General features: G+C 35.6%; 19 protein-coding genes. 1 reads left to right on the top strand and 18 read right to left on the bottom strand.

Annotated features, from left to right (window positions below):
* Positions 1 to 49 precede the first annotated feature (49 nt).
* The 16 genes from proB to BUB90_RS05735 form a co-directional block, all read right to left on the bottom strand.
* Entirely contained in the window at positions 50 to 907 is an 858-nt protein-coding gene (gene proB / locus BUB90_RS05660; protein ID WP_073284358.1) for a glutamate 5-kinase, read from the bottom strand.
* A 190-nt stretch (positions 908 to 1,097) separates the two neighbouring features.
* A complete protein-coding gene (locus BUB90_RS05665) occupies positions 1,098 to 2,684 on the bottom strand; it encodes an NAD(P)/FAD-dependent oxidoreductase (protein ID WP_073284362.1) in 1,587 nt (528 codons plus the stop codon).
* Between the two features lie 27 nt (positions 2,685 to 2,711).
* Positions 2,712 to 4,010, bottom strand: coding sequence for a BaiN/RdsA family NAD(P)/FAD-dependent oxidoreductase (locus tag BUB90_RS05670; RefSeq protein WP_242952488.1), 1,299 nt, complete (start codon positions 4,008 to 4,010; stop codon positions 2,712 to 2,714).
* A gap of 45 nt (positions 4,011 to 4,055) precedes the next feature.
* Entirely contained in the window at positions 4,056 to 4,682 is a 627-nt protein-coding gene (locus tag BUB90_RS05675; RefSeq protein WP_073284365.1) for a BofC C-terminal domain-containing protein, read from the bottom strand.
* A 78-nt stretch (positions 4,683 to 4,760) separates the two neighbouring features.
* Positions 4,761 to 6,407, bottom strand: a complete 1,647-nt coding sequence (locus BUB90_RS05680) for a putative polysaccharide biosynthesis protein (protein ID WP_073284368.1) — start codon at positions 6,405 to 6,407, stop codon at positions 4,761 to 4,763.
* A gap of 23 nt (positions 6,408 to 6,430) precedes the next feature.
* Entirely contained in the window at positions 6,431 to 7,534 is a 1,104-nt protein-coding gene (locus BUB90_RS05685) for a DUF3048 domain-containing protein (RefSeq protein ID WP_073284372.1), read from the bottom strand.
* Positions 7,535 to 7,538: 4 nt separating this feature from the next.
* Positions 7,539 to 8,042, bottom strand: a complete 504-nt coding sequence (gene ybeY, locus BUB90_RS05690) for an rRNA maturation RNase YbeY (RefSeq protein ID WP_073284377.1) — start codon at positions 8,040 to 8,042, stop codon at positions 7,539 to 7,541.
* Between the two features lie 3 nt (positions 8,043 to 8,045).
* A complete protein-coding gene (locus tag BUB90_RS05695; protein ID WP_073284380.1) occupies positions 8,046 to 9,119 on the bottom strand; it encodes a PhoH family protein in 1,074 nt (357 codons plus the stop codon).
* Positions 9,094 to 10,335 (bottom strand): sporulation protein YqfD, encoded by a 1,242-nt coding sequence (gene yqfD, locus BUB90_RS05700; protein WP_073284383.1) that lies wholly within the window; start codon positions 10,333 to 10,335, stop codon positions 9,094 to 9,096. The genes BUB90_RS05695 and yqfD overlap by 26 nt, the downstream gene beginning before the upstream one ends.
* Positions 10,336 to 10,350: 15 nt before the next feature.
* Positions 10,351 to 10,719: a YabP/YqfC family sporulation protein gene (locus BUB90_RS23060; RefSeq protein WP_084139116.1), complete on the bottom strand. Its 369-nt coding sequence runs from the start codon at positions 10,717 to 10,719 to the stop codon at positions 10,351 to 10,353.
* 306 nt (positions 10,720 to 11,025) lie between these two features.
* Positions 11,026 to 11,202: a 30S ribosomal protein S21 gene (gene rpsU / locus BUB90_RS05710; protein WP_033166800.1), complete on the bottom strand. Its 177-nt coding sequence runs from the start codon at positions 11,200 to 11,202 to the stop codon at positions 11,026 to 11,028.
* 127 nt (positions 11,203 to 11,329) lie between these two features.
* On the bottom strand, positions 11,330 to 13,984 hold the full coding sequence (gene alaS / locus BUB90_RS05715) for an alanine--tRNA ligase (protein ID WP_073284387.1): 2,655 nt from the start codon (positions 13,982 to 13,984) through the stop codon (positions 11,330 to 11,332).
* 164 nt (positions 13,985 to 14,148) lie between these two features.
* Positions 14,149 to 15,966 carry a glycoside hydrolase family 13 protein gene (locus BUB90_RS05720; RefSeq protein WP_073284391.1) on the bottom strand — a complete coding sequence of 606 codons (1,818 nt, stop codon included), beginning with the start codon at positions 15,964 to 15,966 and terminating at the stop codon, positions 14,149 to 14,151.
* Positions 15,967 to 15,991: 25 nt separating this feature from the next.
* Positions 15,992 to 16,837: a sugar ABC transporter permease gene (locus BUB90_RS05725; RefSeq protein ID WP_073284394.1), complete on the bottom strand. Its 846-nt coding sequence runs from the start codon at positions 16,835 to 16,837 to the stop codon at positions 15,992 to 15,994.
* Positions 16,838 to 17,725, bottom strand: a complete 888-nt coding sequence (locus BUB90_RS05730) for a carbohydrate ABC transporter permease (protein ID WP_073284397.1) — start codon at positions 17,723 to 17,725, stop codon at positions 16,838 to 16,840. It abuts the gene before it with no gap.
* Between the two features lie 66 nt (positions 17,726 to 17,791).
* Positions 17,792 to 19,117: an extracellular solute-binding protein gene (locus tag BUB90_RS05735; RefSeq protein WP_073284401.1), complete on the bottom strand. Its 1,326-nt coding sequence runs from the start codon at positions 19,115 to 19,117 to the stop codon at positions 17,792 to 17,794.
* 249 nt (positions 19,118 to 19,366) lie between these two features.
* Between BUB90_RS05735 and BUB90_RS05740 the strand changes: the two genes are divergently transcribed.
* The gene (locus BUB90_RS05740; RefSeq protein ID WP_073284404.1) at positions 19,367 to 20,374 is read left to right on the top strand and encodes a LacI family DNA-binding transcriptional regulator; all 1,008 of its coding nucleotides are present in this window, start codon (positions 19,367 to 19,369) and stop codon (positions 20,372 to 20,374) included.
* Between the two features lie 191 nt (positions 20,375 to 20,565).
* On the opposite strand, the gene trpS is transcribed toward BUB90_RS05740, so the two are convergent.
* Both trpS and BUB90_RS05750 read right to left on the bottom strand, forming a co-directional pair.
* Positions 20,566 to 21,651, bottom strand: a complete 1,086-nt coding sequence (gene trpS, locus BUB90_RS05745; RefSeq protein WP_073284409.1) for a tryptophan--tRNA ligase — start codon at positions 21,649 to 21,651, stop codon at positions 20,566 to 20,568.
* A gap of 317 nt (positions 21,652 to 21,968) precedes the next feature.
* Positions 21,969 to 25,673 (bottom strand): InlB B-repeat-containing protein, encoded by a 3,705-nt coding sequence (locus BUB90_RS05750; RefSeq protein WP_073284412.1) that lies wholly within the window; start codon positions 25,671 to 25,673, stop codon positions 21,969 to 21,971.
* Positions 25,674 to 25,732 lie beyond the last annotated feature (59 nt).

A 25,732-nucleotide genomic window follows, 5' to 3' on the forward strand; every position in this document is an offset into this window, starting at 1 on the left:
AGTGCGGCCTTACACTTCGTGTAATCCCTAGAAATAGCTTCGCTATTTCTTATAAGCTATATTGTTTTGTTGCTATATAATCTAGTATGTTAAATTGTTCGCTCTTGTGTTGTTTGAATAATGTTCCAACAGATTTGCCTTCCATGATATCATTAATAATGTAGACATTCTCTCCATTAACTATAAGCATATCTGTTCCTGAATTAGTTGCAATCTTCGCAGCTGATAACTTCGTTGCCATTCCTCCAGTTCCGACACTACTAGAAGAACCTTTTCCCATGGAACATAATTCCTCTGTTAATTCTTCTACCACATCAATGAATTTGGCATCTGGATTTTTATGTGGATCATCTGTGTATAATCCCTCAATGTCAGACATTAATATTAATAAGTCAGCATCGATTACAGATGCAACAATAGCAGATAATGTATCATTATCCCCGAATTCTAGTTCTAATTCATCAGTACTAACTGTATCATTCTCATTTACAATAGGAATTACTCCATAATGTAATAATTCTTCAAATGTATTTCTTGCGTTCGTTCTACTTATATCATTAATCATTGTATACTTCGTCATCAATATCTGAGCAGGTACTTGATTATATTCTCCAAAAAGTTTTTGGTATACCATCATCAAATTTGCTTGACCAACAGCAGCACATGCTTGTTTTGTCTTCGTTTGCGTGGGTTTTTCTATAAGACCTAATGTCTTACGTCCAACTGCAATAGCCCCTGAAGAAACTAATACGACTTCTTTACCTTGATTTCTAAGGTCAGTTAATACACGAACTAACTGCTCCATCTTCTTTAGATTCAAGCTACCCGTAGTTGGATGGGTAATTGTTGACGATCCTATTTTAATAACAATTCGTTTTTTATCTCTTAGAAACTCTCTCTTGTTCATTCTTCTGCAATTCCTTCCCCCATAGTTTAGCACATAACTATATAGAAACTTCGAGAAAAACTTACTTTTTCGAGTTAGCCAGCGCCAAATTATATTTATCAGTTTGTTACTACTAGCTCTAATAGGCTAGTTAACTGAATAGCTACCTACCATAATAACACATTGATAAAACACTCGCAACTCATAACTGTTACAAAGACTTATATTTATGCACAATCATCTCATAAACTTTAATTCCATCCATTGCTGCTGATGTGATACCCCCTGCATAGCCAGCGCCTTCACCACACGGATATACCCCTGCAATATTCGATTCGAAAGCTTCATTACGTATCATCTTAATTGGTGAAGAAGTTCTTGTCTCAACACCAAGCATAATAGCATCTGCTTTACTGAATCCATGAATCTTCTTATCGAATGCATGTACCCCTTCAATAATGGATTCGCATACATACTCCGGCAAGCAATTGCGCACGTTACCCAATGTATATTCGCCTTTTAAATTAGGTGTCATACTTCCCAATTTAGTACTTGGTCTATTTGCTTCAAAATCACCAAATAATTGTACCGGCACTTTCCCCTTGCCCTCTTCATAAGCAAGACGCTCCCATTTTCTTTGGAACTCCATACCAGCAAGTGGTGAATCTTCATCAAAATCTTCTGGATTAACGGTAACTATAATAGCACTGTTTGCGTTCTTCTCATCACGGTCATAGTTGCTCATACCGTTAACTACCAATCTATCTGATTCACTAGACGCATTCACTACGAATCCACCTGGGCACATACAGAATGAATATACCCCTCTTCCATTGCTTGTCTGATGGGTTACCTTGTAATCCGCCGCTGGTAACTTCGTATAACTATCACCATATTGAGACTTACTAATAATCTCTTGTGGATGTTCCATACGAACACCAATTGCAAAAGGTTTACTCTTAATATCAAATTGCTTCTTATATAACATCTCAAAGGTGTCTCTTGCACTATGACCAATCGCTAATACAAGTACATCACAAGGTATCGTTTCCCTACCATTTACCTCAATGGAAGTTACTTGGTCCTTTTCAAATTGAATATCCGTTAGCTTTGTTTTAAATCTTACTTCTCCACCTAATTGGATAATACGATTTCTCATAGCCTTTACCACGCCACGTAATCGATCTGTTCCTATATGGGGTTTATTAAGATATAGAATCTCCGTTGGAGCTCCATGTTCAACAAACATACGAAGGACTTCGGTGTTTCTTCCCGTTACATCTTTGACTAAGGTATTTAACTTACCATCTGAAAATGTACCAGCTCCACCTTCACCAAATTGAACATTTGATTCGTTGTTCAGTTTATTTTCTTTCCAAAATGTATTCACTGTCTCCACACGTTTATCTACATCTTCGCCACGTTCAATAACGATTGGTTTAAATCCATCTTCAGCAAGTTTTAATGCGCAGAAGATCCCCGCAGGGCCAGTTCCCACCACTACAGGACGATGTTTCATTGGTTGCGTTCCATCTTTGATTGTTTGATACACAGTTTTCTTAGTCAGCACGACATTTTGATTCTTACAACGATCAATTATCTTTTTCTCGTTTGTTACTTCTACTTCAATCGAATAGATGTATAAAATCTCATTCTTCTTTCTTGCATCAATTGAACGTTTTGCAATCTCATAATGTAAGATTTGTTCCTTTGGTATCTTTAGCGTCTTCGCTATCTTATCTTCTAACGACTCTTTCGAGTGTTCAATACTTAATTTTAATTGATTTATCTTAATCATGGTACCTATATCCTTTCTTTAAGGTTACTATTTTCTTGAAGCTGCCTCACCAGCAAGATAACCGGTAGCCCATGCCCATTGTAGATTATAGCCACCACATATTCCGTCTACATCAAGTAGTTCACCTACCACAAACAAGCCTCGGTGCAACTTGGACTCTAATCTGTAACCTGCAATTTCCTTAGTGTCTACACCACCTGCGCATACTTGTGCATTATCGAAGGAGTTCGTATCTAAGATCTTTACCTTGAATTCTTTAAGTAGACTTGCTAATCTGTTAATGTCTATATGTTTACTATGTTGTTTATCTAACTGACTCATCAACATCTGTATTAATTTCTGGTTTAATAAGCCAATCAACGCTTCTTCAGCCGTTTTATATTCTGAATTATTAATACGTTGTTTAAGTAATTCTATAAGTTCGGAAGTCGTCATTTGAGGAAGGAAGTCGATTACAACGCTTACCTCTTTCTTCTCAAGTAACGCTTTTGCTGCAAATCTACTGATTTGGAATACAGGTATTCCTGATATACCATAATTCGTTAACTGTAATTCACCTTCTTCAGATGCAATAAGTGTTTTTTCTATGAAGATCTGTAATAACACATCACAACGAACACCTGCCACCAGTTCAAAAAACTCACCTTCGGCTTTTAATTGCACTAAAGCTGGGGCAACGGGAATTATAGTATGTCCTAGTTGTTTTACTAGATAATAACCACTACCATCGGAACCTAATTTACTAGAGGCCATACCTCCTGTTGCTATAATTACCTTCTCGGCTTGATAGCTACTTTGGAACGTCTCTACCGCCACTCGTTTCTCACTTTTATTCTTGGAGGTATTCTTACTATTCCTATCTTTCCCCTTCTTAGGCTCTGTAACCGTCACTATAGTATCAATCTGATACCCTTCATCCATCGCTTTAATTTTCTTCACGACTTCATTACAACGAACCTCCACTTGTAAGTGATGCAATTCCATTACTAATACATCTACAATAGAAGAAGCTTGTTCACTATTGGGATACATATAGCCGTTTCTAGACTTTGGATAAATTCCTAATTGTTTGAAGAATTCAATCGTATCCTTTTCATTAAAATGTGAGAATACCTCCTCAACAAAAGGAATATTCTCACTTCTATAACAGTCAATGCTTTGATGTAAATTTGTATAATTACACTTACCATTACCTGTAGCCAATATTTTCTTTCCTAATTTCTCTTTATGTTCTAGAATGGTTACCTTTGCACCATTCCTAGCGGCGGAAATAGCTGCTACCATACCAGCAGCTCCACCACCGATAATTATAATTTCTTTCTTCACGCAGTACCTCCTGCCTATGCATATAAAGTCAGTGTGTTTCTCGGTTTAACTAGAATACCCTTCTAGTATCGTATATAGTTCCTGTTCGTCTTTTACATAGACTCCCACATATAATTTGTCAATCTCTTCTTGTGGTAAGTCTTTCATTTCAATATTGGTATATTCAAAAACTGTCTTTTTATCACTGTAAAATACGGTTATAAATCCATTTTGGATTGCCATATAGAATTTATACTGCGTATTCTTACTATTATAACTTTTTCTTAATACTACTTTATTTTCTGAAAATGATTCTACCTTAAAAGATATCAACCCCTGACTTTGTTCGTCAACTGGAATATTTCTCATATAACGTTCGCAATACAAGGCTAAATCCTCTCTAGTGTAGCCAAGCAGCTCTTCTTTCACATTCTGATTGGTTGTGGTAGTCGTATTTGTTGCAATGTCATATTGCTCTATAACTATATTGGTAAATGGAGTTATAGTATCAATCTTTGCTGTGTCTACAGTTTTGGCATATTCGCCTACATCGCTCTTTACAGACAGCATATTCATCTCATTGGCATTCCGGTTAAATTGCCTAAGCGCAGCAGTATAGCTTAAATAAAAGCATAAAGTAAATATAATTGTTAATGAAAAAAAACCACTGATAATAACATATATCCTTTTCATGTGTATTCACTCCTTTGGATAAAGTTATTACCAGTTTTTCAAAAATTATACAGTTATAACCGAAAGAACCCTCTTGTTTTACATCAAATGGAATTTCTTTGCTAATCTTATAATAAGATGGCCTTTTGGAAGTCCATATAATTCATCTTCTGTTATACCTTTGAATAGAATTAACAATGCAAAATAAGAACCTGCAGCTAAACTTATAGCTATAACAGTTGCAAAAGCATTTGATGGAATTATCAAATGCGTGCCTTTATAAACCAAGAAGGCAACTAGCCCCATTAAGAAGGAACATATCGTAGGAATAATAAAACTTTGTAATAGTTCCTGCTGATAACGTAATAATTTTCCTATTGAAATCCAGTTAAGTACACAAACTACTAATGGAAATGTTATGTTTCCTATTACAAGAGCGTAAACTCCCATATCAGTATATTTTAATAAGACAGCTACTAGGACAACATGAATAGCAAGTGATATTGCAGAATGTTTTACTGGTATACTCATCTTATTAATTCCTTGTAATACCGCATTACTAATAGTTGATAGGGCATAGAATACAATTGCTATAGAACCAATCATTAATAAGCGAATTGCTAGCCTAGCAGAATCTTCATCTTTCGTAGGGAATAACATATTAAGTATCGGTTGCGCTAATACTGTCATACCAACAGCTGATGGTATCGCGATAATCATATTGAATTTGATAGCAACATGTATTTTCTTCTTAACTTCCTTATGTGCACCTTGTACTCGTGCTCTAACAATTGCCGGAACCATAGATGCTGCTATGGCTGAAGCAATAGAAACAGGCACGTTTACTAATAGACTGTATTTTGAAGAATAGATACCGAGTAATGCGGCATGTTCTTCAGATGTAAATCCCTTCGAATCCATAATATTACCGAATATTGCATTATCAAGTAATCCGCTTAACTGATATACAGTTTGGCTAAGAATTACTGGTGCAATTGTTAACAGTAACATCTTATAAATGTCTGGATATTCTTCGATTGGAGACATAGTATCTCTTCTATTCTGTTTCTTAATAATTGGGCTATACGCAAAATAAACTAGTCCTAAGAAAACTAATGCAGCACCAGATCCAACGACCGTACCTAATGTTCCACCAGCCGCACCATAAGCAGCAATATTCGCAGATGCACTATTCGCAACCATGAAATTATATGCTGCAAATACACTAATAAACGCATTAACAATTTGCTCTATTAATTGTGATGCACTGGTTGGCATCATGGTATTCTTACCTTGGAAATACCCTCTTAGTGTTCCTATTATCGCCATCAGAAATATATTCGGAGCTACCATTCGTAATGGAATAGCACTTCTAGGACTCTTAAAAATCACTCCCGCAAAGAAATCAGCACCAAAAAAAATGATTAAGGATACCACTAATCCTGAAATGGCAGCAACAAGGGTCGCAGCTTTAAAAACACGATATGAATTCTTGTATTCTCTCTTCACCGTATATGCCGCAACTAATTTAGAAACTGCTAGCGGCATACTATAGGAAGAAACTATCAATGCAATATTGTAGATAATAAAAGCATTGGAATAGTACCCCATCCCTTCGTCACCAATAATATTGGTCATTGGAACACGATACAACAAGCCGATAATACGACTTAACAAGGAAGCAATCGCTAGGATACTTCCTTGTACAATGAAATTATTCTGTTTTTTGTTTGTTGCATGTCTCATAATATGCTCCTATCATTGGTAAACTATTCAGATGTTTTATCCGTAAAAACCACATCACTTTGACGATCTGTTGGGAATATCGCAATGTAAGTCTTTCCAGGATTAATTGTTAGAATATTACCATCTTCATCGTAGTAATGCATCTTTTTAGTAGATTCATTCTTCTTCCATGTTATAGGAACTGCTTTCCCATTTGTTATATAATAGCCACTTCCTGACGAATTCTCAATATCCATCGTTTGATAGCCATTTTTATCAATATCCCACTCTTTTACATATTGAACAATAATATTCTTAAAAGTTAATTGTTCCTTCGTATTATAATCAATATGCTTGTCACCGAACTGATAACGATAATATAATTTATCATCATTATTATATACTAGATAAGGCTTTGCTGAATTTGAAAAATTCAAAGTTACCTTGTTTGCAATCGTATCACTCTTTAAATCCGTATCTTCTGTATAGAACGTAAAGTGATTTTCAAAATTCTCACTATATTCGGTACGATATTTTAATTTCTCAGTTCCTTTTTTGATTCCTTCATAACTAGCAAACGCATTATGAGGAGCCTTAATGGAATTATCTCGGTAGAATACTGTTGTCCCAATTCCTGATAAACCACTCAGGTTATTTATTCCTAATTCCTTAATTTTTGCAGTTGCATACTTGGTATGTCCAAAATGTACATAAATCGCATCATATTCATCTGCAAAGCTTACAAAATAATGTCTTGCACTTCGAGTCGAGCCAATTCGGTCAGAAGAGAACTGCTCGAAAATTCCCATTAACCTAGTGATGCCGCCTTCAACAATTGCCTCATATAGTATTGATGCTTCCGACGTACCACTTTGAGGGGATGCATACTTAATATTGTTTAGCATAATCGCATAAGGACGTCTAGTACCTACTTCTTCCGGTACCCACTCCCCTGTAAGTTTACTAATTACCATACCCTCATGATTTTCCTCTACTACAGGTTCTTCTTCTGGTTCCTCTTCCACAGGTACCTCAGGTTCCGTTGTTTCTTCCCTTATCTCATCTGGTTGCTTCTCTGCTTTTTTCTTACAACCTACTAATAGCAGCGCAACGAGAAGCATTACTATGATACTTTTGTATTTTCTCATAAATTTACTCCCTTACGATTCCAAGTTTATTCAATATCTCATTCTGTTTTTCTTCCATAACCATGCGTTCTTCATCAACCATATGGTCGTATCCAAAGAGATGCAACATACTATGTGCTGTTAAGAATGCGAGTTCCCTTTTATTTGAATGTCCATACTTTTCAGCTTGTTCCATTACCTTCTCAACAGAGATAACAATATCTCCAAGAACTAGTTCACCTGAATCCGGATTAAACAAATAATCCGGTTCTTCCTCTTCTATCGCAGTAAAATCAGAGGGAGCTTCATATTCTAACATAGGAAAGGATAGTACATCTGTTGCCTTATCAATCTGTCTATTCACCGCATTGATTTGACGTATCGTCTCATCATCCGTAAGCACAACACTTACCTCAATCTCATATGGACATTCTTCATAGTCAGATGCCATTTCTATAACACTGGTTATAATCTTCTCATAATCAAGGTCTAATGGTATCTCTGTCTCATATTCAAAGTTAATTGTCATTCCTTAAGACCTTACCTTTCTGGTTTTCTTCTTATAGTTATCACGCTTCTCATCATTGCTTGATCTATTCGTAGACTTGTTTACTTCCTGTGAATCACGGTTAACCTTTTGTGTCGTCTGAACTTTTGCTTCATAATCATCATAAGCCTTAACAATCTTTTGTACCAATGGATGACGAACAACATCTTGACTTGTTAAATAACAAAAACCAAGATCGTCAACCTTCTTTAGTACTTTAATTGCATGATCCAAACCTGATTTCTGCCCTACTGGTAAATCCTTTTGTGATAAATCGCCTGTAATAATAACTTTTGATCCAAAACCGATTCGTGTTAAGAACATCTTCATCTGTGCTGGTGTTGTATTCTGCGCCTCATCCAGTATAATGAATGCATTATCTAAGGTACGTCCTCTCATATACGCTAACGGAGCAACCTCAATTAAACCTTTCTCCGAATTTCTTACATAGGATTCTGCACCCATGATTTGATATAATGCATCATATAACGGTCTCAGATACGGATCAACCTTACTTTGTAAATCTCCCGGTAAGAAACCTAATTTCTCTCCCGCCTCAATTGCAGGACGAGTCATTATAATCTTATTTACTTCATTGTTTTTGAATGCTGTAATTGCCATTGCCATCGCTAAATAAGTCTTGCCCGTTCCAGCGGGTCCGATACCAAATACAATCATTTTCTTGCGTATTGCGTCGATATATGTTTTTTGTCCTATTGTTTTTGGTTTAATTGGTTTTCCGTTAATTGTGTGGCAAATTAAATCTGTGTCAATCTCGACGATAGCATGTTCATTATCGTCCATACCAAGAGCAAGTGCATAATTCACTTGCTGCTCTGTAATCTCATTTCCTCTTCTTGAGAGTTCTAATAGTTGCGAGAATACACTTTTCGCTTTGGTTACTTTAGCATCTTGACCAATCACCTTAAGCGCTCCATCTCTCGCTACAATTGTAACATTTAATGTTTTCTCTATAATCTTAATATAAGAGTCAAACTGACCAAAGACATTCTTGGTATGTTCTACTGGTATGTCAATCATCGTTTCCACTATACTCATCAGTCTCTATATTCCTCCACTCGCTGTCATCTATCGATTGAAAGGTCGTAGCGCTTTCTTCAACAATGAGCTTGCCAGAAGCCACACATTTCGCACCTTTGAACTCGATTATAACATTATTTTCTAAAATTGTAACTCCATTTTCTACTAATTTGTCGATGTAGAGTTGCAACTTTTCTTTAGCAATCTGATTCGCTTCTTCTTGCGTATAAGTTGAAGGAATCATTTCATATTCTTTATAACAGGTAGTTGTGAATGAAATAGGTAAATAAAAGTTCTTTCCTATCCTTAATTTTTCATCATTGTCAATTATATCATACTTCTTATAGACTTTTAAAGGACTATATAAAAATATTTTATTTTCATTAATCGACATACTATACGCTTTTTTCTCTTCACCTGTATATTGCTTCTTAATATATTTTAAATCAAATCGGTCTGAATATTCATAAAAAGTCTTCATCTGTATATCTGCATCTGATACAACTGGTTCTTTTCTGATTAAGACATCAAAGTCACCCATAATATCTACAACTCCCGAGACTAAAACATCTCCCTTTTTCACTACTGTTCCTGTTTTTACTTGCGGGATACCATTACGTGTAATAATTGAAGTAATAATCCCATCCTTATTCGCAACAATATGACATGGTTCTGTTCTTGTTTCAACTGTCTTAGGCATATTCGTTTCTTTTATCTTAATCAATAGCCTTGTTCCACGAATCTCTGCTGATACCCAACCAATATCCGGGTACATGGCACGAATCTTATCTTCTATCTCTTGGCAACTTACTTTCTCTTTCTGTATTCCTGTATACACATTATTATTCCTAAGGAATTTTAAAATAGCCTCATCTGTATGTTTTAGTTCACCCGAAATACTAATCTCCCAGATGAATAATGACATGATATACACTAGTACACAGCATAATACCACTCCAATGGCAAACACTTTTCTTTTACGGTATCTATGTAATAAGAAGGGTAATCCATATCTCTTTTTAATATATGGCCTTGTCTTTGTTTTCTTTACAATCGGTCTTAACTGCCGAAAACCCTGTACACTAATAAAAAACTCATAGCCCTCCCCAACCTGCTTTAAATCCCAGATAAGTATATCTTTCGCACTACAAAGATTAACGAAACGTTCCGGTGAATACCCTTTAATACGTACGAGAAGGTATCCACGAAACCATTTTACGATTCGAATCAGCAAACGAAAACCTCCTTACTAACAATATTTGATCGAATGTACAATCCCAGAAACTCTCATCTCGTCATTCGTAAAATATTTTATTGTAAGGTTAGTTCCCTCCACACAAATCTTACCTGTTTTCGTCTGTACCTTTATAACTTGAGAATTATACTCTATAATCCCTTTATAATTCTCTATACATAGACTACAACGCCCTGTTGTTGTGATGATTGGCGCACCCACAATCATATCTCCGGGTAAATGCAAACTATTAGAAAGGGATTCCAGATATGTTTCCTTTTCTTCCGGTGAAACTTTCTTGTTGGAATTATCAAACTGTTTATAGAGAGTCTTTTTGGACTTCTTTTTGAATGTATCATGACTTGATTTCAAACTTTTACCCATATAAACCAACTTACTCCTTTCGAAGATCTGGAGACTATGCACAAGAACAATTCCTAAGTTGAAAATAATATTTTCCAAATTAAGCTCTCGTACATAGTAGTACTATAACAGTATATGTTTGAAGACAAAAAGTATATACACAGTTTATTACCAATTTCAAATCAGTTTCAAAAAAGTAAATCGTATCCTTAATAAGCCAATCTTTTTCCATTAAAATACAGTCTAAACAATCGTAAAAAACCCCTAATCATAAAATGATTAAGGGTTTATTGGCTTTTACGTAGTGTATGCTACACTATTTTTTAACTATTTAAATTTACGTTTACGAGCAGCCTCAGATTTTTTCTTACGTCTTACGCTTGGCTTTTCATAATGCTCTCTTTTACGTATTTCTTGTTGGATACCTGCTTTAGCACAGTTTCTTTTGAATCTGCGTAGAGCACTATCTAAAGTTTCATTGTCTTTAACAATTACATTTGACATAGTCTCACACCTAACCTCCCTCCAGTTGTGTATTGTGCCTATACAACTGTTTGGGTATAATTTGAATAGCACTATTATGATTATAGTATTAATAACTATAAATGTCAACATTATTTTGCAAAATTTCTTATAATTGTTGTTCCAACACTTCTGTCACTTTAGCAATTGCTTCATCAATGCCAGCAGGATTCTTTCCACCGGCTTGTGCCATGTTAGGGCGGCCACCGCCACCACCGCCAACGATTGCTGCGATTGCTTTAATCAAGTTACCTGCATGTGCGCCTTGCTTCATAGCACCATCAGTTGCCATAGCTATTAAGTTTACCTTATCACTATCTTGTGCAGATGCAAGTACAATTACACCTTCACCTAATTTTTCTTTTAATTGGTCTCCTAAATTACGAAGGCCATTCATATCTACATCAGGTACTTTCGTAGCAAGTACCTTCACACCTTTTACTTCTACTACTTGGTTCATAACATCGCCAAGAGCATCTTTTGCTAATTTGTTTTTAAGTTTTTCATTTTCTACTTGAAGAGCCTTGATTTCCTCTTGCATAGTTTCAATTCTCTTAGATAACATAGAAGGTTCTGTCTTAGCAACTCTTGATGCTTCATTCAGTGTTTCTTCCATATGGTTATAATATTCGAATACACCTTTACCTGTTAAAGCTTCAATTCTTCTAACACCTGCTGCAACACCTTGCTCAGCAATGATTTTGAAAGCAGCGATTGTACTTGTATTGCCAACATGTGTACCACCGCATAATTCTCTACTGAAATCTCCTGCAGATACTACACGTACAGTATCCCCATATTTTTCACCGAATAATGCCATTGCACCCGATTTTTTAGCTTCTTCGATTGTCATAACATTCGTTTGAATTGCAATGCTTGCTTCAATTTGTTCATTAACAATTGCTTCTACTTTTGCAATCTCTTCTTTTGTTAAAGCTGAGAAATGCGTAAAGTCAAAACGTAAACGGTCTTTACTTACATAAGAACCTGCTTGTTCAACATGATTTCCTAGTACCATCTTAAGTGCTTTTTGAAGTAAATGTGTAGCTGTATGATTCTTGCCTGTAGAGTTTCTTCTATCTTCATCAACTACTAAAGTAACAGTTTCGTTAACTTTAATAATTCCTTCTTCCATCTTACCTACGTGACCTACTTTGCCACCTTGTAATTTGATAACATCTTCAACAACGAATGTAGCGTTTGCAGTCTTAATCACTCCGGCATCGTTTAACTGACCACCCATTGTTGCGTAGAATGGAGTTTCGTCAACAATTATTGTACCTGTTTGACCAGCTACTAATTCCTCTACGATGTCTGATTCTGTCGTAAGTACAGTAACTTTACTATCATGTGATAGGCGATCATATCCTACAAATGTAGATGTGATTGCTGGATCAATTGATTGATATACAGTAACATCAGCACCCATATAATTAGTAACTTCACGAGCACTTCTTGCAGTTTCTCTTTGTACATTCATCGCTTTTTGGAATCCTTCTTCATCTACAAAGAAACCTTTTTCTTCTAAGATTTCTTTTGTTAAATCAAGTGGGAAGCCGTACGTATCATATAATTTGAATGCATCTTCTCCGTCTAATGTATTCTTACCTACTTTTACAAGATTTTCTTCTAAATCAGCTAAGATACTAAGACCTTGGTCAATCGTCTTATTAAAGTTATCCTCTTCAATTGTTAATAATTTTAAGATATATTCTTTCTTATCTTCTAATTCTGGATAACCGTCTTTCGATTCATCAATAACCGTCTTACATAACTGTGCAAGGAACTTATCATTGATTCCTAGTAATTTACCATGACGAGCAGCTCTTCTAAGTAATCTTCTAAGAACATAGCCTCTACCTTCATTCGAAGGGATAATACCATCAGAAATCATGAATGTTACAGAACGGATATGATCTGTAATCAAACGAATAGAAACATCATTCTTTTCATTTGTTTGGTATGTTACTCCTGCGATTTCACATACTTTATCGCGAATTGCTTTCATTGTATCTACATCATATACCGTATCCACATCTTGAACTACAACTGCTAAACGTTCAAGTCCCATACCAGTATCGATATTCTTTTGAACTAATTCTGTATAATGGCCATTGCCATCACTTTCGAATTGTGTGAATACGTTATTCCATACTTCCATAAAACGATCACATTCACAACCTACTTTACAATCTGGGCTACCACAACCATATTTTTCACCACGATCATAATAGATTTCAGAGCATGGACCACATGGACCTGCACCATGTTCCCAGAAGTTATCACAATCACCGTTCTCATCTCTTTCGAAACGAGTAATTCTATCTCCAGCTACTCCCATATCTTTCGTCCAGATATCAAATGCTTCATCATCTTCAAAATAAATAGAAGGATACAAACGATCCGCATCTAGTCCAACAACTTCTGTTAGAAACTCCCATGACCACGCAATCGCTTCTTTCTTGAAGTAATCACCGAAAGAGAAATTACCAAGCATCTCAAAGAAAGTAAGGTGACGAGCAGTCTTTCCAACATTCTCAATATCCCCTGTACGGATACATTTTTGACAAGTGGTAACTCTTTTTCTTGGAGGAATCTCTTGTCCTGTAAAGTATGGTTTCAGTGGTGCCATACCTGAATTGATTAATAATAAACTTTTATCATTCTGTGGTACTAAAGAAAAGCTGTTTAATCGTAAATGATCTTTGCTTTCAAAAAATTCTAAATACATTCTTCTTAATTCGTTAAGTCCATACACTTTCACTGTGTTTGCCTCCTGCGTATATATATTATATTGGTATGTGTTCTATCAACCACAAACGCAACACTAGTCCTTATTCTAGTAATCTATTATAAATTGTTCTATAATTTTTGTCAACTAAAGTGACAAACGAGGCTGTTGCATTTGCAACAACCTCGTTGTAATCACTATATAATAGGAATAAACAGTATAACGTAAGAATTTGTGTTTAACTCACCTTGTTCGAAACCATTCGTTAATAGGACTGACTCCTCGGTAATACAATTGCTGATAGAATCACTTATACCAATACTTTCCTTAGAACCATTCAACCAGACTAATACCCTTCCCGTATCTGTGATTCTCTCAAGACAAATAACCTCGTCACTATCGACTATATCACGAAAACAAAATGTATCACTAGGTTTAAGATACTTCTTTCTTATATATATAAGTTCCCTCATCAGTACTTCTATATCCTCTGTCTTATTCCAAGGCATTGGACTTCTATATTCACTCTCCGTAATTCCTTGTATAGCCTTCTCATCTCCATAGAATATGCTCGGTACCCCTGGATACATTATTAAAAACACAAGAGCTAGTTGATACCTACTAATATCACCTTGGCACAAGGACAAAAACCTTGGTACATCATGACTGTCTAACAGATTCAATTGCCCTAGTGCAATATTCACCGGATAACGAAGATACATCTGTAACATACACTCTCTAAAGCTTCTACCGTCTATTTCACGAAGAGCAAAAAACTCTCTACAATGTTTTCTAAAATCATAATTCATCGTGGAGTCAAACGCATCACCCTTTAACCAACTTGAAGAGTCCTCCCATACTTCACCGATTAATACAGATTCTTTGTTTGCTTTCTTTGCAGTCTGTCTGAATCTGCGCCAGAAATTACGATCGACCTCGTTAGCCACGTCGAGTCTCCAGCCATCCACTTTGAATTCCCTTAACCAATACTCACAAACACTAGCAAAGTAATCTTGTACTTCTTGATTTGAAGTATTCAACTTTGGCATCTTTCTCTCATAAGCAAAGCAAGCATAATTAGGAAGGTCTTTCTCATCTTCTGGTCGAACAACCGGATAGGTGAGATCATAAAACCAATCTCTATATCTTGAGTTTTCCCCATTCTTTACTACATCGTCAAAGGCAAAGAAATACCAACTGCAATGATTAAAAACACCATCAATGATAATTCTCATACCTCTTCTGTGAATCTCCTCCACAAGACAACGGAATTCTTCATCCGTTCCAAAACAAGGATCTATATGGAAATAATCTAATATATCATACTTGTGACTCTCCCCTGCAACAAAAATCGGATTCAGATAGATACACGTAAATCCAAGATTACTGATATAATCTAGATTCTCTCTAATTCCATTAATTGTTCCCCCTAGGCGAGATTTACAAGTCGTCTTATATGCTCCCTCTTGATTACTAACTTTTTCTAGTTCTTGAACAGCACTTCCTAATTCAACTTCAACTACTCTTGATTCACCTGACAATTCTCTTTTGTCACTAGCAAAACTATCAGGAAATATATTATATACAATAGCATTCTTAAACCATTCCGGTACATCTGGTATCTCTTCACGTAGAATAACCGGATATTGATAATATTCACTACGTCCTTCTATAATATGATCATCAAGCTTAATATCAGCTAATTTATGGGTAAATTGATCCGCATAATAGTAATACCATTCTTCGTCTTTTTCTAATTTAAAATAATAACATATCCGATTATAATCGCTTTCCACATTTGCTTCATAGTACGTATATAAGTTATCTTCTCCAATACTTTTCATTGGTAATGGATAAAAACGTACTGGTGTACAATTGCAAGCTCGATCTCCATAATAAAGTGTACATGCAGTTAAATCATTCTTTCCTGTACGAATTCGAATCGTTAAATTATGTTCACCCGTGGCGAATGCATATTGTGATAACGGGATATGTAAAATTGCACTTTTATTCATATGACTCTTCCTTTTCTGTTAATTATTATCCTTTCACGCCACCTGCTGTCAAACCTGATACCATATACTTTTGAATCGCGAAGAAGATTACAAGTATTGGTGTAGAAACCATTATTGCTGCCGCTGTAAACATCGGCCAACTTCTAGTATAATCATCTGCTTGTAACTGATATAAACCGCCTGCTAATGAGTAGCTCTTATCATTAAGTAAGAATGTAGTAGCGAATAGATATTCATTCCATACAAATATTAACACCATGACAGAAGTCACAATAATAGCCGGCAACGCCAATGGTAATATGATTTTGGTAAGCAATTGTCCATTGCTAGCTCCATCGATTTTGGAAGCTTCCTCTATCTCAATTGGTATGGTATCGAAGTATCCTTTCATATTCCAGATACTAAAGATACACATGCTCCCAGCATAGATAAGAATTAATCCCATTTGCGAATTGATAAGATTCAAAGTTTTGAACAAACGAAAGATTGCAAACATGGATAATATCTGTGGGAAAGCATTCAATAAGAGTAATAATAGTAATACCTTTCTCTTCCCTCTAAACTGAAATCTAGAGAATGCATATGCCGCTATTATTGCAAAACCCATTGCGATGATCATCGTTCCAATACTAAGGACCATCGAGTTCTTAAACCATAATAAGAACGGTTTTTCCCGAAAAACTGCCGCGTAATTCTTCAATGTGAACGAGGTTGGCAGTATCGACATCTTAGAGGTTAATGCTCCTCCATCCCCACTCACAGATAAGGTAAAGGCATATAATATAGGCACCAAACCGACAAAGCAAATTATTATAAAGAACACATTCAAAGTAAATAATCCAATTCTTTTCTTTATTTTCTTCGTTGACATCTATACTTCCTCCTTTACACCACGATTCGTACCCAAAGAGCATACAATAATTATCAAGAATATGATAATCGAAACTGCTGAGGATAAACCATAATTATTGGATACAAATGCATTCTGATGTGCGTATGTTATAATCGTCTGTAAGGTAGAACCTGTTAAAGACCCCTTTTGCAAAGTCAATAGGTAGATAATGTCGAACTGTTTAAAGGTTGTAAATGTAGTCATTATCACTGCTGGAGCTATAATTTGCTTAATAGATGGTATCGTTATGTATATATTCTTAACTAAAAAACCAGCTCCATCAAGTGTTGCACTTTCGTAATAACAACGGTCCACACTTTGAAGTGCTCCATCAATCATCATTATCATAAAAGGCAACGCCATCCATAGATTCAAAACCATACACGCTATAAATGCTGGTACATTCTCTGATAAGAAATTCATCTTTCCAAGTCCAAGCGATACGAATATCTTATTCAACAAACCAAATTCCGTATTATAGATTCCAACTCTCCAAAGTAGAATTGACACATATGCTGGCATTGCCCATGGAAACATCAATAGTGTCTTATATAATCTACTAAGTTTAAGTCCTGGTGTATTAAGTCCCACTGCAATTAAGTAAGCGACAACAACTTGAATAACCATATTAAGTGCAGTCCAGATGAATGTTGTAAAAACAGCTTTGATAAAGCCAGAATCAATCTTAAGTAGTGCTCTTTGGTAGTTATCAAATCCAATTATCTTATAGTCAAACCAATGGAAGACATTCATGTTGGTCAATGAAATATATCCTGTATACAGAATCGGGAAGACAATAATTACACTAATAAGAATCAATGCTGGTGTAAAATAAATCCAAGGGGTTATTTTCTTTTTACTTTTCATACTGTCTTTCTCCTTCTTAGAGACTGTTAATCGTTGAGCCTCTCAACCATCAACAGTCTCATAAAATTATTGCATATCTTTGATTGCTGTTATTGCATTCTCTTGATACGTATCTGCAGCCTTGTTCACATCTTCTCCTGATTTGTTAACAGCTGCTAGTAAACTTTCAGTTGGTCCCCACATCGCACTCATTTCAGGTATGTTTGGCATTGGTACTGCTGTAGCAGCAGTTTCCTTCATTGCAACTACCATTTCGTTCGCTGCTACTTCTGCGTCATCATATGATGTAGTATTGGATGGTGCACAATTTGCTGTTTTGGCTAATGCAATACCTAAATCCATATCTGTAATAGCCGTTAATACTTTAGCTAATGCTTCTTTCTTACTATCTACTGCATGTTTTAAAACTCCAATTCCTTGTACTCCTGAATATGGTGCAAGTGCGTTACCGTTTGGAAGTGTAAAACTAGCTAATGACTTGATTCCTAAATTAATACCCGCATCATTAATTCCAGAAACTAACCATGGTCCACCGATTATAGCAGCTGCTTTTGACTCATTAAACAGCGTTGTTACTGTATTGTAGTCACCATCTGCTTCTAAATCCGCAAACTTCTTATTATATGTAATTGCGTCTTTTGTAGCTTGTTCATTCAAACCTGCTTTTGCATCTTTGTCAATAATATATCCACCAAAACCGTTAATGTATGGTGCTACATTATAAGCAGTGGAATGTTGATTAACAACAGCATAAGTACCGGCTTTCGTATCTGTATGAGCTACCATGTAATCATATAAGGCATCAGTAGTTGTTGGCATATCACCTTCCCAAAGATCCTTGTTATACATGAATAATAATGTTTCAAAATAAACAGGAATCATATACTGTGTATCTTTATATGTACAAGCATCAACAGTCATTGGTAGCAAATCACTCATTGCCGACGTATCTACTACATCGGTAACTGGTGAAAGAATTCCCATCTCAGCAAACATTCCTAAAGAATCATGTGCATAGAAATACATGTCTGGACCATTATTCGAATCATTGCCATATAGTTTTAATTGATCCGTTAAACCAGTTTTCTTTTCAAAAGTTACAGTTATTTTGTCTTCTACTAGCTTATTGTTTATGTAATCTTGTATTGTTTGCATGATAGCTTCATTCCCATCATGCCAAACTGTAATAGAAACTGGCTTTGTTTCTTCTGTTGTCTGTTCATCTGCCTCTTTTGTCTGATCAGTAGATGTATCGTCTGTTGTTGCTTCTACTGCGTTATCTTTTGAATTGCTTGACGTGTCTTTGTTTGAATTCTTTTTACCACACCCTGCTAAAGATCCCACTATCAGGATTAGTACTAAACATAAAGCGAAACTTCTTCTTTTTTTCATTTCGAATCCCTCCATTTTAGGAAACTGTTTTCCTAACCTTTACATATTCAACAAATCAGCTGTACTTGTTGTTATCTATGTTTTACCATTTTATCATCGAAACGTCAATTAACCTATGTAAATTTCTGTTGACTTTGTTAGGAAAACGCTATACTATAATCATATATTTGTATAAGTTTAGGAAAGCGTTTTCTTAAAGCAACAATTTTAATTAAAACAAATATGTTGAGTTAGTAAGGAGGAATTAGAATGCCTATAACAATTAATGATGTTGCAAAAGAAGCCGGGGTGTCTACTTCTACCGTCTCAAAGGTACTGAATAACTGGACTACCATCTCCCCTGCAACTGCAACACGAGTACACCAAGCAATCGAGAAATTAAATTATATCCCCAATGCAAGAGCTGTAAGTTTTGCAAGGAAATCTACCAAAAACATAGTATTTCTTACCTACCTAGAGAAAGATAGCGCTTATTTGAATCCACACATGTTTGATATCATGTGTGGTGCATATAACGAACTATCGGGACACGACTATACTATGACCTTACAAGATATTTCAAAAGATACAGTCAAAGGCGAAAGCGTATCACGCCTACTGTCAACAAAGAGTTGTGACGGAATAATCATACATGGCTCTGCTATTAACGCTTCCATCGCTGAAACAATTATCAAGCAAAACTTTCCACATATTATAATTGGTCATCCTGGCTTTGAAAGTAGACTCTGTTGGGTAGACACCAACCATGCTTTAGCTGGGCATTTGGCTGCTCAACACATGGTAGAACGCGGTTATACGTCTATTGCTTTTATCGGTGGACAAAAGACGGACGAGCTATCCTTTCAACGTCAAAAAGGCTTCCTAGGTACGATGTATCAATACGGTTACCAAGTACCTGATGAAAGAATCTTCTATAGCAACTCAACATCGGAAGAAGGTTATCTAACTACACTTAAGATACTTCACGAGTCAAAACGCCCTCGTGGAATAGTTTGTGAAAATAATACGCTAGCCGTCGGAGCAATGAAAGCTATTGAACAATCCGGGCTCACATTACCAAAAGATATAGCATTCCTAACCTTTGATGCATATCCATATACCCAAATCATTGATCCTAAACCGACAGTTATAGATATCAATGTATACGATATGGGTGTACAAGCAGGTAATATGATGATTAGAAAACTTGAGAATCCCTCCTTATTGGTACAGAGTTATACAACAATACCAGTAATACTTGAAGGGCAAACTACTTAAAAGATTATTAGCTGGTTAGAGTGATTCATAATATAAAAGAGTTTTTACACTCTAATCATAATGCATCTCTCAACAATAAAAAGACAATCTTTCCTAGGTTTATACGAATTCTCGGATATCACAATCCGTGTTTCATAAAAACTTTGGTAAGACTGTCTTTTATAGTTTACATTTTATTGCATTTACGTTATTTATTTTGCATATTTCTCACTTTGTTCTCTGATAAAATCGATATCATCAAAGTAATTAATCTTCATTGCACTTTTAACTTCATCTAATGTCTTAGCAGCAACTTCTCTTGCTCTTTTACTTCCTTCTTTAAGGATATCATAGATTTCTGGAATTCTTGCTTCTAATTCTTTTCTTCTCTCACGGATTGGAGTTAATTCTTCTTCTAGAATCGCAATAAGGAATCTCTTAACCTTAACATCACCAAGACCACCACGTTTATAATGTGCCTTTAACTCATCTAGATTCTGATAATCTGGAAGGTATTTTTCAAAATGTTCTGGTTTACAGAATGCATCAAGATAAATGAATACACAATTTCCTTCAATTTTACCTGGATCAGAGACTTGAATATGATCTGGGTCAGTGTACATACTCATAACCTTCTGACGAACTTCTTCAGCAGAATCTGATAAATAGATACAGTTATTAAGGGATTTGCTCATCTTCGCCTTACCATCTATACCCGGAAGTCTTAAGCAAGCTTTATTATCTGGTAATAAGATATCTGGCTCAATTAAGGTATCTCCATATACCGAATTAAACTTACGAACAATTTCTTTTGTTTGTTCTAACATCGGAAGTTGATCTTCACCAACTGGTACGGTTGTTGCTTTGAACGCTGTAATATCAGAAGCTTGGCTAATAGGATACGTAAAGAATCCAACCGGAATACTTGCTTCAAAATCACGCATCTGAATCTCAGACTTCACTGTAGGATTTCTTTGTAATCTGGATACCGTTACAAGATTCATATAATAAAATGCTAATTCACATAATTCAGGGATTTGTGATTGAATGAATAAAGTTGATTTCAAAGGGTCAAGTCCTACTGAAAGATAATCTAGTGCAACTTCTATAATATTCTGTCTTACTTTCTCAGGATTATCTGCATTGTCTGTTAATGCTTGTGCATCTGCAATCATGATAAATATATTCTTATATTCACCAGAATTCTGTAATGCAACTCTTCCTTTTAATGAACCTACATAATGTCCCAAATGTAATTTCCCCGTAGGGCGATCTCCTGTTAATATCGTCTTTTCCATAACTAATTTCCTCCTAAAAAAAGACCCTTACCCAACAAAGGATAAGAGTCTAATAATCTTATATAGCCACCATTGTTTCACATACTATCATATGCTTCCATTATAACGGTTAGGATTTCCGTCAACGCCTACTTCATCGTTCGGGTTGCCCTCATAAGCCCATTCAACAAATTCAAAATACCGTACTCTCACCCTATACAGCTCTCTGTAATTTCTACCCTTTGTCTACTCTTCTTAATCATCGGTTTTCTCATACATTCTAGTATATAGAAATATAATAAATTGTCAAGCCATTTACGAAATATACGCTTTGAGTATTATTTTACAACTATCTTAGTAGTGAATTTCTTCGAGTTTTTACCATATGTAATAGTTGTTGTAATCACTGCGTTTCCCTTTTTCTTACCGTACACTTTTCCAACTTTGGATACATACGCAACTTTCGAATTACTAGATTTATATGTAATCTTCACGTCATCTTTACTGATATCCGGCGTTAATGTAATTATAAGCTGCTTGTTATTGTCCTTCTTCATCGTAAGTGATTTACTAACTTTTGAACGGCTAGCAATCGTAGTAACCTTTTGATCTGTTTCCTCCTTTAGAATTACATATTTAGAATATGTGCAAACCGCTAAGGATATATTTTGATTCTTGTCAACCGTATACTTTGTAATCGGTAGTTCTTCTAACTTCTTCGTAGACGCATTATATCCATATACGTAAACTTTATCGCCACTTTCTTTCCCTAAAGAACCACCTACATCAACTGTTACCGATCCAAAATTATTTAACTCTCCATTCTGTCCTAATGTAACGACTATACCGTTGCCTCTGTCTTCTGCTTTCAGATATTGATTTACGGCAGATTCTATTTGATAATCCTTCTCTAATGAAGTAACTCGTAATGCAACGTTAGTATTAGCAGTCGAGTGAAATTCTTTTCCTTTTAGCGTTAGGGTACAAATAGGATTTGTATAATATGTCTTACCGGTTTCTGTACTATACGATGAACCAACATATTGAATATACACACTCTTACTACTATCTTTAATTCGAGTTAACGTAGCATTGTCAAATGCAATATTCGAAATTTGAATATCATTCCTTCCATAATATTGGATTGGCATGCAAACCTTCACATACACTTCATTTACATTGGCACGATACAACTGCGTTAACACCTGCGATCCAATACTATTTAGTGTAAGTTGTAAAATATTTGTATTACCAAGGTCTTTACCTGCAATTGCAGATGCTAACACTTTCTCTTCAATCTCAGCAGTAATGGTTGAATACGTTGGATTCGTAGTTAAACTAATTCTTGGAAATACAATACCTTGATATCCACCTTTAATTACAGACGTACTTATGGAAGATGAAGCTGCTATTACTGTTGTAGAGGTCGGTGGCTGTACAGGTGTAGTCGGCGTAGAGGAACCTTTTGCTATACCAGTAACGGTAACCGTGGCTGTATAACCTGAATAATATACGTAAATCGTATTCGTACCTAATGAAGTAATTACTGTATTCGAAAGTGAAAAATCAGTAATATACGCAACGGAGTTATCATTATACGCAGCGATAACTGTGATATTATTCGGATCAACACTTGAACCCACTTCAACCGGGCCACCGTAATAACCAGCCGATATAAATGTTACATATTTATAATTATCGTTTCCACCACTTTGTGTGCTAATACCTTTAACCGTGAAGTTTGTGGAGAAACCACCAAACGTTGCTGTTAATGTATTATTCCCGACAACGGTTATCTTATAATTTGGTATGGTAAAATCTGTAACACTATGTTTTACACCATTCATATCTGTTACTGTAACTTTGACATCTGATTTTGAAATAGAATTTCCAACTAAGATACTGTTACCCGTATAGGTAGCACTAATGTTCTTAATCGTATTCTTCGGATCACTTAATAGAGAAACCCATTTCGCATATAGTGTAATATCCGAGGTAATTTCAGAATCCGAAATAAATTTAGTTAAACAGGCTTTCTGCGTGTACCAGCCTCCAAAGAAATAGCCATTCATAGTAGGATTTGTTGGTAAAGTGATTTTGTCACCATGCTTTACATTCTTAATCGGGCTCACACTACTACCCCCTTGAGAATCAAATGACACCGTACATAATCTTGATTCTTCAACTCCATAGATGATAACATTGGCAGTTTTACCACTATAACTTACTTCGATTGTATTATTTCCAGTATTATCAATCGTTTCTGGATATATTGAGAATTTGCTAGCTGATAACAACTCACGATTACCATCATCATAAACAGCAAATACATCAATATCCGATTTATTAATTCCGGTTCCCACAATTAAGTTAATTCCGGAATAGTTAGCTTCTATTTTAACAAGTTCTGAAGCAATCCATTTAGCATAGAGTGTCATATCTTTATTTACAACAGAAGATTCATTAAAGACAACTTTATATTCCTCATCCTCATACCAACCACCGAATACATATCCCTTGTATTTAGGCTCTGTAGGTAACGTGATCGTGGAACCTTCCACAATATCAGTTATCTTCTGAACAGCGCTGCCACCCTTTGAATTAAATGTTACCGAATATTTCTTTACTACCTGTGTTAAGGTGACAGCAACATTAACATCAGACTCTGGCATAACGAAGGTATTAGAATATGATATTTTTCCTGAAGTCTGATCGATCTTTTCATTCATGGTGATAGCAGATTGGTTATTAATGCTATACGTTGCTATATATGTATTATCTTGATCCTTAGGTACTGCTTCTACCGTAATTGCGCTTCCCGAGGCAACTGCACTGTCTGTTGCAACTACCGCTCCTTGATTATATAATGTTACAGTAGCATTTGCTGTTTGATTATACTTAATCGTGTATTTTTGACTACTATCTGAATTCACGTATTTGTAGATGATTGCATTAGAAACCGGAAGACTATAACACCAACTATTGATTCCTGTAGACATAGTATTACCAGGCGTATGATTGGTTAATAACTTGGCATCTGTCACGTTAAAATAGTCATGTGATAATATAGGTGTACCATTCCCACTTGTAGGATCGTCCCATGTAACATCCACGTTATACCAATCCCCATCTAATTTAACTTTGTTCCACCCATGTCCAGACCCATTTGCTGTACCCGGTACATAGATACATTCAATACCGCATGCATTCATAAGTAACTGAAACGCTTTTGCGTATCCTTCACAAACCACTCTGTTATAACTTGTATCAAACACACCAACTATGGAATGTGCCCATTTTTCTACACTAGGATTTCCCTTATTATCAAAAGCATACTGTACTTGGTTAATTATCTCGTCATGGATAATTAACTCTTTCTTGTAATCGCTACTCACTCCATTCACTAGATTTAAATACCGTTTAATTTCTGTATCCATCTTAGTGTTTAATGCAGTTCTAGTTGTTCCTAATCGATACTCATTAGAACAAAAAGCTGTAATAGAAACAATATAGTTTGCATTATGTGTATAAGCAAATGAATCTAACCAATAAAACTCTGGGTGATCATAATATAAGGAGCAAAGTATCGCATCCAGTTCAGATGTACGCAATGTATTCTCTTCTACTGTCACAGTAAGTGCTCCATATATATTATCAGATACTAAAGTCGCATCATTGTCTGACTTCGTGAACACTTCGCACGCAGCCACCAAATCTTGATACACACCCTTATATGTATCATTCGCTAGCAGGTCATACCCATACGTTGATGAATATGAGGTTTTCGTTGTTGCGAATGTCAAATTCCTCTTTTTTATGTTTTGATTATAGGTCGGAACCTCCTTAATCTGTTCCTTAGTTACTTCCGTAATTGCAATTGGTAATAAATCACCGCCATTCAAACCGTCCGCTGTTTGGATTGCAGTTTTGTCTACAGTTTTTGTATCAGCTACAGTTTTTGCATCAGATATATTCCGTATCGAAATTTGCGTAACTAATATGATAATTAATAAACACGCTAGTACCTTTCTTTTCTTCTTCATCCTCACCACTCCATCATCTTATTGAACTACGTTGTTTCTCTTCCTAGCCTAAACATTAG

The organism is Anaerosporobacter mobilis DSM 15930 (assembly GCF_900142955.1).
GTDB lineage: Bacteria > Bacillota > Clostridia > Lachnospirales > Lachnospiraceae > Anaerosporobacter > Anaerosporobacter mobilis.

What these genes read in the sequence shown, in the direction of transcription:
- proB (WP_073284358.1), bottom strand. Translation starts at nt 907, where the DNA reads ATGAACAAGAGAGAGTTTCTAAGAGATAAAAAACGAATTGTTATTAAA.
- BUB90_RS05665 (WP_073284362.1), bottom strand. Translation starts at nt 2,684, where the DNA reads ATGATTAAGATAAATCAATTAAAATTAAGTATTGAACACTCGAAAGAG.
- BUB90_RS05675 (WP_073284365.1), bottom strand. Translation starts at nt 4,682, where the DNA reads ATGAAAAGGATATATGTTATTATCAGTGGTTTTTTTTCATTAACAATT.
- BUB90_RS05680 (WP_073284368.1), bottom strand. Translation starts at nt 6,407, where the DNA reads ATGAGACATGCAACAAACAAAAAACAGAATAATTTCATTGTACAAGGA.
- BUB90_RS05685 (WP_073284372.1), bottom strand. Translation starts at nt 7,534, where the DNA reads ATGAGAAAATACAAAAGTATCATAGTAATGCTTCTCGTTGCGCTGCTA.
- ybeY (WP_073284377.1), bottom strand. Translation starts at nt 8,042, where the DNA reads ATGACAATTAACTTTGAATATGAGACAGAGATACCATTAGACCTTGAT.
- BUB90_RS05695 (WP_073284380.1), bottom strand. Translation starts at nt 9,119, where the DNA reads ATGAGTATAGTGGAAACGATGATTGACATACCAGTAGAACATACCAAG.
- BUB90_RS23060 (WP_084139116.1), bottom strand. Translation starts at nt 10,719, where the DNA reads ATGGGTAAAAGTTTGAAATCAAGTCATGATACATTCAAAAAGAAGTCC.
- rpsU (WP_033166800.1), bottom strand. Translation starts at nt 11,202, where the DNA reads ATGTCAAATGTAATTGTTAAAGACAATGAAACTTTAGATAGTGCTCTA.
- BUB90_RS05720 (WP_073284391.1), bottom strand. Translation starts at nt 15,966, where the DNA reads ATGAATAAAAGTGCAATTTTACATATCCCGTTATCACAATATGCATTC.
- BUB90_RS05725 (WP_073284394.1), bottom strand. Translation starts at nt 16,837, where the DNA reads ATGTCAACGAAGAAAATAAAGAAAAGAATTGGATTATTTACTTTGAAT.
- BUB90_RS05730 (WP_073284397.1), bottom strand. Translation starts at nt 17,725, where the DNA reads ATGAAAAGTAAAAAGAAAATAACCCCTTGGATTTATTTTACACCAGCA.
- BUB90_RS05735 (WP_073284401.1), bottom strand. Translation starts at nt 19,117, where the DNA reads ATGAAAAAAAGAAGAAGTTTCGCTTTATGTTTAGTACTAATCCTGATA.
- BUB90_RS05740 (WP_073284404.1), top strand. Translation starts at nt 19,367, where the DNA reads ATGCCTATAACAATTAATGATGTTGCAAAAGAAGCCGGGGTGTCTACT.
- trpS (WP_073284409.1), bottom strand. Translation starts at nt 21,651, where the DNA reads ATGGAAAAGACGATATTAACAGGAGATCGCCCTACGGGGAAATTACAT.
- BUB90_RS05750 (WP_073284412.1), bottom strand. Translation starts at nt 25,673, where the DNA reads ATGAAGAAGAAAAGAAAGGTACTAGCGTGTTTATTAATTATCATATTA.